Origin of the sequence: Polaribacter reichenbachii (assembly GCF_001975665.1) — a bacterium.
GTDB classification, from domain to species: Bacteria; Bacteroidota; Bacteroidia; order Flavobacteriales; family Flavobacteriaceae; genus Polaribacter; species Polaribacter reichenbachii.
The window spans coordinates 2,829,403-2,844,831 of record NZ_CP019419.1; the positions used below are offsets into that span (position 1 = coordinate 2,829,403).

19 protein-coding genes are annotated in these 15,429 nt (G+C 28.6%); 8 read left to right on the forward strand and 11 right to left on the reverse strand.

Going from position 1 to position 15,429, the window contains the following annotated elements; translation table 11 throughout:
- Window positions 1-58: 58 nt before the first annotated feature.
- A complete protein-coding gene (locus BW723_RS11965; protein ID WP_068364432.1) occupies window positions 59-637 on the reverse strand; it encodes a hypothetical protein in 579 nt (192 codons plus the stop codon).
- Window positions 638-678: 41 nt separating this feature from the next.
- Between BW723_RS11965 and BW723_RS11970 the strand changes: the two genes are divergently transcribed.
- The 5 genes from BW723_RS11970 (at window position 679) to BW723_RS11990 (ending at window position 4,213) form a co-directional block, all read left to right on the forward strand.
- A complete protein-coding gene (locus BW723_RS11970; RefSeq protein WP_068365209.1) occupies window positions 679-1,392 on the forward strand; it encodes a toxin-antitoxin system YwqK family antitoxin in 714 nt (237 codons plus the stop codon).
- 94 nt (window positions 1,393-1,486) lie between these two features.
- A complete protein-coding gene (gene mnmA, locus BW723_RS11975; protein ID WP_068364429.1) occupies window positions 1,487-2,674 on the forward strand; it encodes a tRNA 2-thiouridine(34) synthase MnmA in 1,188 nt (395 codons plus the stop codon).
- 9 nt (window positions 2,675-2,683) lie between these two features.
- Window positions 2,684-3,625, forward strand: a complete 942-nt coding sequence (locus BW723_RS11980; protein WP_068364426.1) for an NAD(P)H-dependent flavin oxidoreductase — start codon at window positions 2,684-2,686, stop codon at window positions 3,623-3,625.
- Window positions 3,626-3,740: 115 nt separating this feature from the next.
- On the forward strand, window positions 3,741-3,932 hold the full coding sequence (locus BW723_RS11985) for a cold-shock protein (RefSeq protein WP_015480027.1): 192 nt from the start codon (window positions 3,741-3,743) through the stop codon (window positions 3,930-3,932).
- Between the two features lie 83 nt (window positions 3,933-4,015).
- Complete coding sequence (locus tag BW723_RS11990; RefSeq protein ID WP_068364423.1) at window positions 4,016-4,213, forward strand: YwbE family protein; 198 nt, start codon at window positions 4,016-4,018, stop codon at window positions 4,211-4,213.
- A 9-nt stretch (window positions 4,214-4,222) separates the two neighbouring features.
- On the opposite strand, the gene BW723_RS11995 is transcribed toward BW723_RS11990, so the two are convergent.
- The 3 genes from BW723_RS11995 to mtaB are packed head-to-tail and all read right to left on the reverse strand — an operon-like array spanning window position 4,223 to window position 7,226.
- Window positions 4,223-5,125 carry a lytic transglycosylase domain-containing protein gene (locus BW723_RS11995; RefSeq protein ID WP_068364420.1) on the reverse strand — a complete coding sequence of 301 codons (903 nt, stop codon included), beginning with the start codon at window positions 5,123-5,125 and terminating at the stop codon, window positions 4,223-4,225.
- Window positions 5,126-5,164: 39 nt separating this feature from the next.
- Window positions 5,165-5,833, reverse strand: a complete 669-nt coding sequence (locus BW723_RS12000) for a lipase family protein (protein WP_068364417.1) — start codon at window positions 5,831-5,833, stop codon at window positions 5,165-5,167.
- Between the two features lie 58 nt (window positions 5,834-5,891).
- A complete protein-coding gene (mtaB, locus tag BW723_RS12005; RefSeq protein ID WP_068364415.1) occupies window positions 5,892-7,226 on the reverse strand; it encodes a tRNA (N(6)-L-threonylcarbamoyladenosine(37)-C(2))-methylthiotransferase MtaB in 1,335 nt (444 codons plus the stop codon).
- 116 nt (window positions 7,227-7,342) lie between these two features.
- Here mtaB and BW723_RS12010 point away from each other — a divergent pair, with 116 nt between their 5' ends.
- The 3 genes from BW723_RS12010 to BW723_RS12020 are packed head-to-tail and all read left to right on the forward strand — an operon-like array spanning window position 7,343 to window position 8,681.
- Window positions 7,343-7,840 carry a GNAT family N-acetyltransferase gene (locus BW723_RS12010; protein WP_068364412.1) on the forward strand — a complete coding sequence of 166 codons (498 nt, stop codon included), beginning with the start codon at window positions 7,343-7,345 and terminating at the stop codon, window positions 7,838-7,840.
- The gene (locus tag BW723_RS12015; protein ID WP_068364409.1) at window positions 7,837-8,154 is read left to right on the forward strand and encodes an antibiotic biosynthesis monooxygenase family protein; all 318 of its coding nucleotides are present in this window, start codon (window positions 7,837-7,839) and stop codon (window positions 8,152-8,154) included. The genes BW723_RS12010 and BW723_RS12015 overlap by 4 nt, the downstream gene beginning before the upstream one ends.
- Before the next feature lie 2 nt (window positions 8,155-8,156).
- The gene (locus tag BW723_RS12020) at window positions 8,157-8,681 is read left to right on the forward strand and encodes a PaaI family thioesterase (protein WP_068364407.1); all 525 of its coding nucleotides are present in this window, start codon (window positions 8,157-8,159) and stop codon (window positions 8,679-8,681) included.
- Window positions 8,682-8,756: 75 nt separating this feature from the next.
- On the opposite strand, the gene BW723_RS12025 is transcribed toward BW723_RS12020, so the two are convergent.
- The 7 genes from BW723_RS12025 to ribH form a co-directional block, all read right to left on the reverse strand.
- On the reverse strand, window positions 8,757-9,908 hold the full coding sequence (locus BW723_RS12025) for a geranylgeranyl reductase family protein (protein ID WP_068364405.1): 1,152 nt from the start codon (window positions 9,906-9,908) through the stop codon (window positions 8,757-8,759).
- Between the two features lie 33 nt (window positions 9,909-9,941).
- The gene (locus BW723_RS12030) at window positions 9,942-10,952 is read right to left on the reverse strand and encodes an endonuclease/exonuclease/phosphatase family protein (RefSeq protein ID WP_068364402.1); all 1,011 of its coding nucleotides are present in this window, start codon (window positions 10,950-10,952) and stop codon (window positions 9,942-9,944) included.
- A 20-nt stretch (window positions 10,953-10,972) separates the two neighbouring features.
- Window positions 10,973-11,821 carry a rhomboid family intramembrane serine protease gene (locus BW723_RS12035; RefSeq protein ID WP_068365206.1) on the reverse strand — a complete coding sequence of 283 codons (849 nt, stop codon included), beginning with the start codon at window positions 11,819-11,821 and terminating at the stop codon, window positions 10,973-10,975.
- Window positions 11,821-12,552 carry a rhomboid family intramembrane serine protease gene (locus tag BW723_RS12040; protein ID WP_068364399.1) on the reverse strand — a complete coding sequence of 244 codons (732 nt, stop codon included), beginning with the start codon at window positions 12,550-12,552 and terminating at the stop codon, window positions 11,821-11,823. Before BW723_RS12040 ends, BW723_RS12035 begins: the two co-directional genes overlap by 1 nt.
- 2 nt (window positions 12,553-12,554) lie before the next feature.
- Window positions 12,555-14,372, reverse strand: a complete 1,818-nt coding sequence (mutL, locus tag BW723_RS12045) for a DNA mismatch repair endonuclease MutL (RefSeq protein WP_068364396.1) — start codon at window positions 14,370-14,372, stop codon at window positions 12,555-12,557.
- Window positions 14,372-14,647 (reverse strand): riboflavin synthase subunit beta, encoded by a 276-nt coding sequence (locus BW723_RS12050; protein WP_068364393.1) that lies wholly within the window; start codon window positions 14,645-14,647, stop codon window positions 14,372-14,374. The genes mutL and BW723_RS12050 overlap by 1 nt, the downstream gene beginning before the upstream one ends.
- Window positions 14,648-14,906: 259 nt before the next feature.
- Window positions 14,907-15,413, reverse strand: coding sequence for a 6,7-dimethyl-8-ribityllumazine synthase (gene ribH / locus BW723_RS12055; protein ID WP_068364390.1), 507 nt, complete (start codon window positions 15,411-15,413; stop codon window positions 14,907-14,909).
- Window positions 15,414-15,429: the final 16 nt, after the last annotated feature.

The window sequence follows — 15,429 nt, forward strand, 5'->3', positions numbered from 1 at the left end:
AAATTAGAACATTAAGGTGTTTACAATAAAAAAAATGAGAAATTAATGAAATTCGTGCCTACTTTGCACGTTTTGCCATCAAAGCTAAAATAAATTTTCCACGAGCTTTACAACCTTTACTTTCGTGAATAATTTTAGTTTCTATTAAATGCTTTAATTCTGGATGTACCCAATCTTTTTCTAATCCGAAAAAATACAAAGTATTCATTGTGTACGCTCTAACTGCAATTTTTTGAGGTGTAATTAACCAATCAAAACCAGTTTCAATAATTGTGTTTATGTGATTATCAGTTAAATGTGTTTTAACTTCATTGGCTTTTTTAGAATAGTAAGCATTTGCCAAATGTTCACAAATTTTTGCACAAGGTCTTATTGCGCTATCAAAAGTAAGATGGGCAATATTTTTGGTAAACTCATCTAAATGCGGAATAATCAAATTTAAATGATGATGAGTGCAAATCCATTCTAAAATCCAAGCCGCTTTTATAGATATTTTATCATCAACCTTAAAAGTGATTGTAACCAAATCTTTGAATAAATTTTGATTTTTTAACACAATATCAGCCACTCTTTGTCGGTTTTCCCTTTTAGGGTTTTCCATATTGTTGAGTTGTTCTGTTAAAAAAATAATACTCATTTTTGGTATGATTAATGTATATTTACTCTAAAATTTTTGCAATGCTAAATATAAAAAGATTGGGTTTTGTTTTTGTGTTTTTAACTTGTTTTTTTTCAAGTATAAATATTAATGCACAGAAAATAAATCAGTTTGATGCGAATAAGAAAAGAACTGGAATTTGGAAAAAATATCACCCAAACAAAAGAATTCGTTATACAGGTCAGTTTATGAACGGAAAAGAAGTAGGTGTTTTTAAGTTTTACGACATTACTGATTCCAGAAATCCAACAATTATTAAAACTTTTTCTGCCACAAGCGATTCTGTAGCTGTGTCTTTTTATTCGATAAATGGTATTTTAAAAAGCAAGGGAATTTTTATCGGTAAAAAAAGAGTAGGAGTCTGGAAATATTTCTTTGCTGATGGTAAACTAATGTCTAAAGAATTTTATATTGATGGTAAATTAGAGGGTGAGTTGGTTAATTATTATCCGAATGGAAAACCAGCAGAAATCTCAATTTATAGAGCAGGTTTAAAAAACGGATTATCTCAAAAATACTCAAGTAAAGGTATTTTAATTGAAGAGTTAATGTATCAAAATAATAAACCAAATGGAATTGCCAAATACTTTGAATTAACAGGTATTCTAAAAGAAAAAGGAGTTTACAAAGACGGCAAAAGATTTGGGAAATGGGAGTTTTATTTGGATGGAGAAATGGCTTCTGAAGAAGAAAATAAAAAGAAAAAAACGTTTACTAAAACTAAAAAGAACTAATCTTAATATTATAAGGTAAACTAATCTTATAATCAATTCTTTCAATTTATAGTTCACTTACAAAGTCGTAACTTTGCATCCTCAAAAATAAAAAATGAAACGAGTAGTTGTTGGTCTTTCTGGTGGAGTAGATTCTAGTGTAACAGCCCATTTGTTAAAAGAACAGGGTTATGAAGTTATTGGGCTTTTTATGAAAAATTGGCACGATGATTCTGTAACTATTTCAAACGAATGCCCTTGGTTAGAAGATAGTAATGATGCAATGATTGTTGCAGAAAAATTAGGTATTCCTTTTCAAGTAGTAGATTTAAGTGCACAATACAAAGAACGTATTGTAGATTATATGTTCGATGAATATTCTAAAGGTAGAACTCCAAACCCTGATGTACTTTGTAACAGAGAAATTAAGTTTGATGTTTTTATGGATATTGCACTAAAACTAGGAGCAGATTACGTGGCAACTGGTCATTATTGTAGAAAAGGCGAAGAAATTATAGATGGTAAATCCGTTTATAAATTATTCGCAGGTAAAGACAATAACAAAGATCAATCTTATTTTTTATGTCAATTATCGCAAGAACAATTGGCAAAAGCATTATTTCCAATAGGCGAATTAACAAAACCAGAAGTTAGAGAAATAGCAAAAGAAGCAGATTTAATTACAGCCGAAAAGAAAGACAGCCAAGGTTTATGTTTTATTGGTAAAGTACGTTTGCCAGAATTTTTACAGCAAAAATTACAACCAAAAGCAGGTGAGATAGTTACGATTCCTGCGGATTTTAATGCGTATGTAAAAGAACATCCGAAGTTTGAAAATAAAGAAGAAGAGCTTAACTATTTTGCAACAAAATTTTCTTACAACAAAGAAGATGGTAAAGTTGTAGGTAAACATCAAGGAGCACATTATTTTACGAAAGGACAACGTAAAGGATTAAACGTTGGTGGTACCAAAGAGGCTTTATATGTTATTGAAACTGATGTAAATGAAAATGTAATTTACACTGGAGAAGGTAAAAATCACGCTGGTTTATACAGAAATGTATTGTTTGTTTCTAATGATGAAATGCATTGGATTCGTGAAGATTTAACGTTAAAATCTGGAGAAACAATGCAAGTTGATGCCAGAATTAGATACAGACAAAAATTAGAAAATGCTACTTTACACAAAGTTGATGCTGGTTTGTATGTAGAATTTGATAACAAACAATCTGCAATACAAGAAGGGCAATTTGTGGCTTGGTATAAAAATGAAGAATTGTTAGGTTCTGGAGTTATTTCGTAACTTCGTTTAATGACAAATAAAATCACTCAACTTTTTAATATTAAATACCCTGTTATTCAAGGAGGAATGGTTTGGGTTTCTGGTTATAAACTAGCTTCTGCAGTTTCTAATGCAGGTGGTTTAGGCTTAATTGGTGCAGGTTCTATGTATCCTGATGTTTTAAGAGAACATATAAAAAAATGTAAAAAAGCAACAGACAAACCTTTTGGTGTAAATGTACCTATGTTGTATCCTCAGATTGAGGAAATTATGAATATTATTGTTGAAGAAGAAGTCAAGATTGTTTTTACATCCGCAGGAAATCCGAAAACGTGGACCGCTTTTTTAAAGGAAAAAGGAATTACTGTAGTACACGTTGTAAGTTCTGTAAAATTTGCCTTAAAAGCAGAAGCTGCTGGTGTAGATGCCATTGTTTGTGAAGGTTTTGAAGCTGGAGGACATAATGGTCGTGAAGAAACTACCACGTTTACTTTAATACCTATGGTTAAGGAAGCTGTAAAAATTCCTGTAATGGCTGCTGGCGGAATTGCAACAGGAAAAGGAATGTTAGCTGCAATGGTTTTAGGTGCAGATGGAGTACAAATTGGTAGTAGATTTGCTGCAACAGAAGAGTCTTCTGCTCACATTAATTTTAAAAATAGTATTGTTGATGTTAAAGATGGTGATACACATTTAACTTTAAAAGAATTGGCTCCTGTTCGTTTGATAAAAAATAAGTTTTACCAAAAACTACAAGAATTATATCTACAAAACCCAACAAAAGAACAATTGATAGAATTATTGGGTAGAGCAAGAGCAAAAAAAGGAATTTTTGAAGGAGATGTAGAAAATGGAGAGCTAGAAATAGGACAGATTGCAGGCTTAATTCACAATATAAAACCGGCAAAACAAGTTTTAGAAGAAATTATTGCTGAATTTAATGCTGTTAAAGCTACTGTTAGTAAGCTTTAAGCATTTAAATAAAAGAAAATTAAATATTTAGGGCTTTCTAATATTATTGGCACTATCTTTGCAACTTAAATAAACGTTGTTAGGAATTAATTTAACAACACAATAATTTTTTATAATGAATAAAGGTACCGTAAAATTTTTCAATGAATCTAAAGGATTTGGATTTATCACTGAAGAAGGAACAAACAAAGAACATTTTGTACATGTGTCAGGATTAGTTGACGAAATTCGTGAAAACGATGAAGTTGAATTCGACTTACAAGATGGAAGAAAAGGATTAAACGCAGTAAACGTAAGAGTTTTATAATTATATATTGCTAGTTAAATTTTTATCTAAAAGCCTATCAAATTTTGATAGGCTTTTTTTATTTTTATAATTAAATGTTATTTATGATTGATTGTAGGCAAAGAAAAAATATTAAAGTCGGTTTGTTTGTAGAAGTAGTTCAAAAACCACATCAAAAAACAGGCGAATTAACACAAGGTGTTGTTGCTAAATTGTTAACCAAATCACCCAATCATCCTTATGGAATTAAGGTGCAATTAGAATCTGGTTTGGTTGGTAGAGTAAAAAATATAATTGAATAGAACTATTTCTTAATTAGCAGGTATTTTAATTTCGTACAATTTTCTGCTTTTATTGTTTAAGTGATGTTCTCTTAACCAAGGATTTAAAATCTTAAATTCCTTGTAATTTATACCAAATTTTTGAGCAAAAGCAGTAATATTGGTAATTGCAGTATCTACTTTTACAGTGGTTGTTTCTTGTAAAGTGTATAAATCTTCCTTTTCAAAAACAAAACCATATTTCTGCGGATTATTAATAATCTCTTTTAAAGCTAAAATTCTAAATATATAACGCTCAGTTTCATCAGCAAGTTTAGCATCGTAATAATTAGTTACTTGTTGTGCTTCTAATCTTCTAGAAATACCATAATTTCCAGCATTGTATGCAGCAGCAGCCAAGGTCCAAGAATTAAAACGTTCTTTAGATTTAATTAAATATTCGGCAGCAACTTTGGTAGATTTTTCAATATCATATCTTTCATCAACATTTTTATTAATTTCTAAGCCAAATTCTTTACCAGTTTGCTTCATAAAATGCCACATTCCTGCTGCACCAACATTAGAGGTTTCATCAGTAAAACCACTTTCAGCTAAAGCTAAAAACTTAAAATCGTCTGGTAAACCATATTTTTTTAAAAGCGGTTCTAAAATAGGAAAATATTTATTTGCTCTTTTTATCAATAATAAACCATTCGATTGCCAATAAGTATTCACTAACAATTCTCTTTCCATTCTTTCTCTAACATCAGGAATCTCTAAAGGCACTCTTTCACCAGCCAAATTTAAATTATTAGGTAATTTTAAAGCCTTTATTTTGTAGTATTTATGTGTGTTTATAATCGGTTCTGTTTTGTCTTTATTTATAGCATTTATAAATAAAAGAGTAATAAATACAATGCTTAATATTGATATTATTCTAAAAGGTTTCTTCATAATCAATCCATTTAAATTGTGACATAAATTTACTTAAAACTAATAATTTAAAAAAGTTAAAGTGTCTTCAATTATTTTTGATATTTGTTTGGCTTTTATAATTATCATAGAATGATTTCCGTTTTCAATTTCTATGGCATTTTTAATATTTTTTATTGGAAAAATTTCATCTTTTGTTCCGTGAATATGTGTAATGTTTTCTAGAACTGTTTGCTCTTTCCAATTTAGAACATTTTCAATAGACCATTTCAGATAGTTTTCGCCTCTAACAGAAAGGTATTTCTTATACATTTTGGCTTTTTTTTCTAAGGTTTTTCCAATAAAATATTTAGAATACGTGTCAAAATTAGTTACAATTTGAGTTGGGAATAATTTATATATTTTACTCTTACTAGCAAATTGAAAAGTTGTAGGAAATTCAGTTTGAGATTTAACACTAGAAATAATAATTACTTTTTTTACAGTAATAAACTTTGTCATTTCTTGCACTATAATCCCGCCAAAAGAAACACCAACTAAAACAGGGTTTTCGTGTTTAATTTCTTCGGATAATCTTTTTGTGTAACTACTTAAACTTTCATCTAAAGTTAGTGGCTCATTCCAAGTTAAATAATGCAGTTCATATAACTCATCAGAAAGGGTAAGGTTTTCAAAAATTTCAGGTCCAGCAGCTAAACCAGGCATAAAATAAATATGAGTTTTAGACATAATAATTTAATTAAAAATAAACAATTCAGTTCTTAAAAGCACATTATTAAATGTGTTATTATAAAGCTACTTTATCTTCTATAAAATCGAAACGTACTAAGCCATCTTCATCAATTTTAGTAAGTGTAATAGTGTGTAAAGTATTTATTAATTCAGGATTCCAAGGCGTTTTTACTTTTACGTAATTTTCTGTAAATCCGTTAATATATCCTTCTTTATTCTCATTTTCAAACAAAACAGTTACTGTATTACCTAATTGAGATTCGTAAAAAGAACGTCTTTTCTTGGCAGACAAACCACGCAACATTTTGCTACGTTTTGCTCTTGTTTTTTTAGGTACAACTCCATCAAAACCTACAGCTTCTGTATTTGGTCTTTCAGAATAAGTAAAAACGTGTAAATAAGAAATATCTAATTCGTTTAAATAATTGTAGGTTTCTAAAAATAATTCATCAGTTTCACCAGGAAAACCAACAATTACATCAACACCAATACAAGCATTTGGCATTACTTCTTTAATTTTATCAACTCTATTTGTGTAGGTATTTCTTAAATATCTACGTTTCATTTTCTTTAATAACTCATCACTACCAGATTGCAAAGGAATATGAAAATGAGGTACAAAAGAATTGGATTTAGACACAAAATCAATAGTTTCATCCTTTAGTAAATTAGGTTCTATAGAAGAAATTCGTAAACGATGAATACCATCTACTTTATCTAATTCTTTTACTAATTCTAAAAAAGTATGTCCGTGTTTTTTGTTACCAAATTCACCTTTTCCATAATCACCAATATTAACACCTGTCAATACAATTTCTTTAATACCTTTAAATGATATTTCTTTGGCATTATCAATTACATTTTGCAAAGTATCGCTTCTAGAAATTCCGCGTGCTAAAGGAATTGTACAATACGTACATTTATAATCGCAACCATCTTGTACTTTTAAAAAAGCACGAGTTCTATCGCCTATAGAATAAGAACCTACATAAAAATCGGCATCTACAATTTCACAAGAATGTACTTCACCAACATCATTTTTAGATAAATCGTTAATATAACTAGTTACATTAAACTTTTCTGTAGCACCTAAAACCAAATCTACACCATCTACAGCAGCCAATTCTTCTGGTTTTAATTGCGCATAACAACCCACAGCAATTAAAAAAGCATCATCATTTTTCTTTAACGCATTTTTTACAATCGATTTAAAACGCTTGTCTGCATTATCAGTCACTGAGCAAGTATTAATAACGTAAATATCTGCTTCCTCAGTAAAATCTACACGTTCAAAACCTTCATTCACAAAATTTCTTGCAATTGTAGATGTTTCCGAAAAATTTAATTTACAGCCTAAAGTATAAAAAGCGACTTTTTTATCTGACATCATTCCTGTACATTTACTCGATAATCGAGGTTTTATAATTTTTTAATAACCCTAATTTTTTTATAAAAATAAAGCTTATTAAAATGATTTTTTAATTCTGCAAATTTACAACATTATTGATGATTTTTGAGACACAAAGGTTACTTATTAGAAAACTGAATTTAGAGGATTTAAAACCTTTTCATCAATTAGAAAGTAATCCTAAAGTTTTAAAATATGCAACAGGAGAAGTGAAAACTCTTTCTGAAAATAAAAAGGAATTGAAAGATTTAATTTCTAGATATAATAAGCATTTAAACGATTTTTGGATTTATGCTATCGAAAGAAAATCAGATCAAAAATTTGTAGGAACTCTAGCTTTGGTAAAAGATAATATTGATGATGAAATAGGATATCGTTTTTTAGAAAAATATTGGAACAAAGGTTATGGTTTTGAGCTTTGCCAAGCAACAATAGCCTATTGCAGACAAATAGGAATTAAAAAATTAGTGGCTTATTGTGTAGATGAGAATATAGCATCAGCAAAGATTTTAGAAAAGTTAAAATTTAAAATTGTGAAGCATTTTATAAGTGATGATATTAAATTGCCAGAAACTAAATACGTTTTAGAATTATGATTGTTGATACTTTAAAACCACCTTATTATGCCGTCATTTTTACAACAATTTTAGAAAATAACATAGAAGGTTATCTAGAAACAGCAGAAAGAATGGAAGCTCTAGCCAAACAACAAAATGGTTTTTTAGGCATTGAATCTGCAAGAAAAGAAATCGGAATTACAGTTTCTTACTGGCAAACTGAAGATGATATTATTGCTTGGAAAAATAATATAGAACATACAGAAGCAAGAAATTTAGGCAGAGAAAAATGGTACAAACAATACCAATTAAGAATCTGTAAAGTAGAACGTGAATATGGTTTTAAGAAATAAATATGTACGCACAAATTCAGAAAGTTTTAGAAAAATTTATGAGTAAAAGCAGTATTTATAAATACGGTTTTAACTTATCACCAATGTACAGAAGGTCTACAGGGAAAATAATAAAAGTTTCTGATGATTTATTGAACGTAAAAATACAGATTAAATTAAGTTACAAAAACAGCAATTATGTAGGTTCTATTTTTGGCGGAAGTTTGTTTTCTGCAACAGATCCTATTTTTATGATACAGTTGTTAAATGTTTTAGATACCAATTATGTAGTTTGGGATAAAGCAGCTTCTATAAAATTTAAAAGACCAGCTAAAGAAACTTGTTACGTTGATTTTATTTTTACTTCGGATGAAATTGAACAAATAAAAAAAGATGTTTCTGAGAAAAAAGAAATTGATTTAATTAAAAATATAGAACTAACCAATAAGGATAAATCTGTTGTTTTTGCTGAAGTTTCTAAAACAATTTATATCGCTGATAAAAGGTATTATAAAGAGAAAAGAAAACTTAAAGAGAAGCAAAATTAATCATCAAAGACATTTTAAGAATTAATTTTTGTTGTTCAAGTTTCTTTTGATTTAATACGTTTTTAACTCATAAATTCATTTCTTTAAAAAAATCTTCTCTTTAATTTTATTTTTTAGTTTTTCAGAAACATTTGTAGGGAAAGGACGATCTCCGTGTAAAATATCAACCATAATATTATTAAAATATTGTCCATATTTATTCAATAAATATTTTCTAACAGGGTTATTGTGATAAAAGAATTTAGATAAAAAAGCACCCGATTTTAATTCAGGTAACAACTTGATATTTAGTTTTTCTAGATAAATTTTCTCAGCAAGTTTTATATCTAATTTACTTTCTATAATAGCTTCAGCAACATATTTTCCGCTTAAAATTGCATTAGAAATTCCTTCTGCCGTAATAGGTTCTGCAAAACCTGCAGCATCACCAATTAAAAAGACATTGTTTTTTACAAAACCATCAGTTCTTGGAGCTAACGGAATTTGAAATCCGTGTGCATCTTCTTTAATAATTTCTTTAATGCCTAAAGTTTCTAAATACTTTTTGTAATATTCTTTTAAATTGATTTTCCCTTTTTTGGTAGTTAAAACTCCTAAGGATAAATGGTTTTTCTTAGGAAAACACCAAGCATAGCCATAAGGAACTGCATCAATATCAAAACGTACAGTTTTAGAAAGCCTTTTAAAATCTGTTTCAGAAACTTCAACTTCATATTCTAAAGCAGGGATTAAATTTCTGGTATCATTTTTATAACCTGCCATTTTTGCTGTCGGACTCAAAACACCATCTGCAGCAATAATAAAATCAGCAGAAATATCACCTTGCGAAGTTTTTAAAATCGATTTATCATCAGTAAAATCAATACTTAACAATTTATGATCTTCTAATAAAGTAACTCCGAATTCTTTTGCTTTATTAACAATTAAATTATCGAAATCATCACGCATAATCATTGTAATTATGGGCTCTTCTTTGTTAGAGTAGTAACATTTTTCGTGATTGTTAAAGTAAGTATCCACTTGGCAAAATTCACGTTCTACAACCTCAGAAATATCAAAAGGCATATCTTTTTTGCCTCTGTTTACAAAGCCACCACCACAAGTTTTATATCGTGGTAAAGTCTCTTTTTCAATAATTACGGTATCAATACCTTGTTTACCCAAATAAAATGCGGTGGATGCTCCAGAAGGACCACTACCAATAATTGCAACTGTAAAATGTTTCATAGCACTAAAAGCTTTGTGCGAATATAGAGATTCTTACCAATTTATTTTAGCTTGAATAGAGAAGTGGTCAGAATTTTTTTCTGTAAAAGATGTGAATTGAGTGATTTCTGCATTTTCATCAGATAAAATAAAATCAATTCGCATAGGAAACCAATAATTAAAAGATTTTCCAAATCCGCTACCAGCCTCAATAAATGCATCTTTTTTATCTTCGGATATTTGATTGTACACCCAAGAATAGGAAGTGTTATTAAAGTCGCCAGCAACTATTTTTTTTCCGTTCCATTTTTTTTCGTGTTCTAAAAATACAGTAGTTTGCTCAGCCTGTTTTTTAAAACCTTCTTGTAATCTTGCAATTAGTTTTTCTGAATTTTCTTGGCCAAAATTATCTTTATCGGTATTTAGACCTAAAGATTGTAAATGAATATTGTAAATTCTTATGGTGTCTTTATTTCTAAGAATATCAGCAAAAATAATATTGTTAGATGTGTTATTAAAATCAAAAGAACCTTTATTTATAATCGGAAATTTAGAGTAAATGGCCAATCCGAAATTAGAATTTAATTTGCTAGGTTTTAAATATTTGTATTTATAATTAAAATTTATTCCTTTTTGATTAAAATATTCTTGAAATAGTAAAATATCTGGCGATTCTTTTTTAAGAAAATTATTGATGTTTTCTAGTATGTTTTTGTCATCAATCCAGTTCCAATAATTAAACATTCTAACATTATAACTCATTACTTTTAAATCATTTTTTTCTGATGTATCTTTTTCAGAAAATTTATAAATATTGGGTATTATAAACCAACCCAGCAATAAAATTAAGGTTGATAATAGAAATTGTTTTTTTAAGTTAATGAGCCAATAAACCACAAAAACTAGGTTAATAACTATTAAAATAGGTACTAATAAACTTAAAATAGCAAAGGCAGGAAACGATTTTGGAGAAACATATGGCAATAAGTAAGAAAACAACAAGCAAGCAGCCATCAAAGAATTGATGATATAAATAAGCGTATTTATAAAGGATAATTTTTTCACGTTGGGGAGTTAAAAATAAATTATTTTTTGCCTTGTCTAAACAAAAAATCTTTTTCGGCTTTGGTCAATGTATCGTAACCAGATTTACTTATTTTATCTAAAATTTCATCAATCTGCTGCTGATTCAAATTGGTATTTGTTTTCTTTTTTACTTTCGATTTATGTACTGTTTTTAAAGGCGATTTCTTTTTAGTTTTAAATAAATCTGCAATTTTATCGAACAATTTAATTTCTGTATTACTTGCTTTTTTAACATATAAAAAACCAAATAATGCACCACCTAAATGTGCAAAGTTACCTCCAGCATTATCACCAATTAATCCAATTACATCTAATCCAATCCAAATGGCAGCTAAATGCCAAAGTTTTACAAAACCTATAAATCGTAATTTTAATTGATAATTTGGTATGTAAGTAGCAATACCAATAAAAATAGCTGAAATACCTGCAGAAGCACCAACCAATAAAGATATTTTACCTTGAAATAATGGGAAATAATTCTGACTAAAAATAAATAAAACTCCGCCAAAAAAAGTACCTAATAGGTAAAAACTTAATAATTGTTTTTGAGTAAAATATTCTAGAAATAAATTACCAATAAAATACAAAACCATAAGGTTCATTAAAACGTGTAAAAAATCGGCGTGTAAAAATCCGTAAGTAATTATAGACCAAGGTTTTTTGTAGAGAGAACTTATATCATCATCTAAAGAAAACCAATCAACTAACCAATTTATTTGACCTTCATATAAACCTTGAATAACACTAACTATAATGGTTACAACGAATATAGTAATATTTATAAAAATTAATTTTTCTACAATATTACCAGTAATATATCTGTTTTTTATATCGTTTACAATGCTCATTAGTTTGTTTTGAATTGATTTTTTTTCCAATAATAGGCAATTAAAAAACCGATTAAAGCTCCACCAACGTGAGCAAAATGCGCAACATTTCCAATAGAATATTTTGTCATTCCAAAGAATAAATCACCTAAAATCATTACAGGAATAAAGTATTTTGCTGCAATAGGAACAGGGAAAAATATTAATGCTAATTTGGCATCTTTAAAATACAAACCAAAAGCAACTAAAATTCCGTAAACAGCACCAGAAGCACCAACTGCAGGTGTATTATATAAAGACCAAATTTTATTAAATTGATCTTGGTTAATAACATCTGCCAACCTAGGGTCATTTGTACTACCAAGTTCTAGAATAGAGATTACTTCAGAATCTGTTAAACCAGCGTTTATAAAAATTTCATAAATGCCATTAAATTGATAATAATTAACTAAAGTATAAATTAAACCAGCGCCGATTCCTGCAGAAAAATAGAAAAAGAAAAACTTTTTCTTTCCCCACATTTGCTCTAAAGGTGTACCAAAAGCCCATAAACCATACATATTAAATAAAATATGTGAAAAGCTACCGTGCATAAATATGTGTGTTACATATTGCCAAAATCCAAAATGCTCATTTCTTGGAAAATGCAAAGCTAAAAAATTAGTTAAATCTAATTGTAATATTTGTGGAGCAATAAAAAGTATTGCGTTTATAATAATTAGATGTTTTATAGCGTCTGTAATTCTATTCATTTTTAACTATTAAATAGATTATCTATTTCGTTTAATGTAAGCGTTTTAAAAGTCGCTTTACCTGTTGGGGAAACTGTTGGCTCTTTACAAGAAAATAAATTATTTACTAAACTTTCTTGCTCTTGTTCAGAGAGTTGAGTTCCTGTTTTAATCGATAACGTTTTAGCAAAAGATTTTGCCATAACATCAAAATGACTAAAACTTGTATCTGGTACTTCTAAATTAATATCATTTAAAAGTTCTTCTAAGATAATGGTAATTTTACTTTCTGTTACAGAAACCGGAATTCCTTTTATAGTTACACTGTCTTTGGTAAATTCATCAAAAGAAAAACCAGCATTTTCTAATTCTGTTTTTATGGTGTAAATCATTTCTATTTCTTGTGATGAAAAAGAGATTTTTACAGGAAACAACAATTGCTGACTGTTAGCTTCCTTTACAGTGATGCTCTCTAAAAATTCTTCGTATAAAATACGTTGATGTGCCAAAGATTGATGAATTAAAACCACACCAGATTTTATCAAACTCATTACATATTTACGCTGAATTTGAAATGTTTTTTGTGTTTTAGTTTCTGGCTGATTTTCAAATAACTCTTCCTGTTTTTCTGTTTGATGATTAGAAACAGAAGTATATAAAGTTTCCCAGCTTTGTGTATTTTGCTCTCTTTTGTAAGGAGAACTGATTTGTTTTGGTTTTACATCCTCTTTAAAAGGATTAAAATCTGGATCTACAGTAATTTTGGGTGTAGATGCTTTTGTGTTGTTTTTATTAAAATGATAAGGTGTATCTAAATTTGCATCTCTATTAAAATCTAAAACAGGAGCTACATTATATTGCCCTAAACTATGCTTAACAGTAGCTCTTAACATCGAGTATAAAGCCTTTTCATTATCGAACTTTATTTCTGTTTTTGTAGGATGAATGTTAATATCTATAGTATTTGCAGGCACAGTTAAATATAAAAAATAGGAGGGATGTGAACCCTGTTCTAACAAACCATCAAAAGCATTTACAACTGCGTGGTTTAAATAAGAACTTTTTATAAACCTATCGTTTACAAAAAAGAATTGTTCACCTCTTTTTCTTTTAGAGAATTCTGGTTTTGCTACAAATCCGTTTATATTTAAGATATCTGTTTGTTCATTTATTGGTACTAATTTTTCATTCATTTTTGTACCAAAAACAGCTACAATTCGTTGTCTTAAATTGCCATTTTTTAAATGATAAACTTCATTATTATTATGATGTAATAAAAAAGCAATATCAGGATGTGCTAAAGCAACTCTTTGAAACTCATCTATAATATGCCTAGTTTCTACAGTATCTGATTTTAAGAAATTTCTACGAGCAGGAATGTTGTAAAATAAATTTTTTACAGCCAAACTTGTTCCTTTAGAAGTTGAGATAAAATCTTGAGAAACTACTTTACTACCTTCAATTTTTAGGCAAGAACCTAATTCCTCATTTTCTTGTTTTGTTTTTAATTCTACGTGTGCAATTGCTGCAATAGATGCTAAAGCTTCACCTCTAAATCCTTTTGTACTAAGATTAAACAAATCTTCTGCTTTCTGAATTTTAGAAGTTGCGTGTCTTTCAAAACACATTCTGGCATCTGTGGCACTCATTCCTTTGCCATCATCAATAACCTGAATTAAAGTTTTACCAGCGTCTTTTAGTAATAATTTTATACTAGTTGCACCAGCATCTATAGCGTTTTCTAACAATTCTTTTACCACAGAAGCAGGTCTTTGCACTACTTCTCCTGCAGCAATTTGGTTCGCTACATGATCTGGTAAAAGTTGAATGATGTCTGACATTAATTATTAATGAATATGGATAAATCGAAATCTATAATGTACAAGAAAATTAAAACAAGAATTAAAACAATGTAAACAATGGTTTTGTTAAACTTGTTTTCTGAATCTTTAAATTCGTTTATGGCTGCAGAAAATTTAGATTTTAAGCCTTTGTTTTTTCCTGTTGTTGTTCTAAATTTATCTAGTTTATGTTCTATCTTAAAAGGATTTCCTTCTCCTTTATAATAACGAGGTTGGTAATCAAATTTTTTATTTGTTCTTTTTAAAAATCCCATAATTTTAGATAATAATTGGTGAATAATGGTTTGTAAAACTCAAATATTGTACCAATTTTAAGGATATCAAAATTAAAGAATTAAAAGGAATACATCAAGAAATGATGTTAAAAGTATTCTTAAAAATCCTGCAAGGCTTTTAAAACCTTGTAGATTTGTGTATTGGATTAAATTTATGGATGATTTCCTAAAAAGTTTAAGAAATTCTATAAAGTTGATTCTTTAATAATATAGCTGAATACTTTCTAATTCTATTTTATTAAAAACCAATACTATCAGAAGTTCTGTCAATGTTTTTAAGAGCTGCCATTTTTACAGCAGCAACAGCACATTCTATACCTTTATTACCTAATTTTCCTCCAGATCTATCTAAAGATTGTTGTTTGGTATTGTCTGTTAAAACACAGAAAATTACAGGTACATCGTATTTAATATTTAAATCTACAATACCTTGTGTAACACCTTCACAAACAAAATCGAAATGTTTTGTTTCTCCTTGTATTACATTTCCAATAGCAATAATTGCATCAACTTGTTGAGATTGAATCATTTTTTTGCATCCATAAACAAGTTCAAAACTACCAGGTACATCCCAAGAAATAATATTTTCTTTAGTAGCACCACAATCTAAAAAAGTTTCTATTGCTCCTTTTTTAAGGTTCTGAGTAATTTCTGGATTCCATTCAGAAACAACAATCCCAAATCGAAAAGGTTTCGCATTTGGGATTGTTGCTTTATCGTAATATGATAAATTGGTTGTAGCCATATTTTTTAGTCTTCAG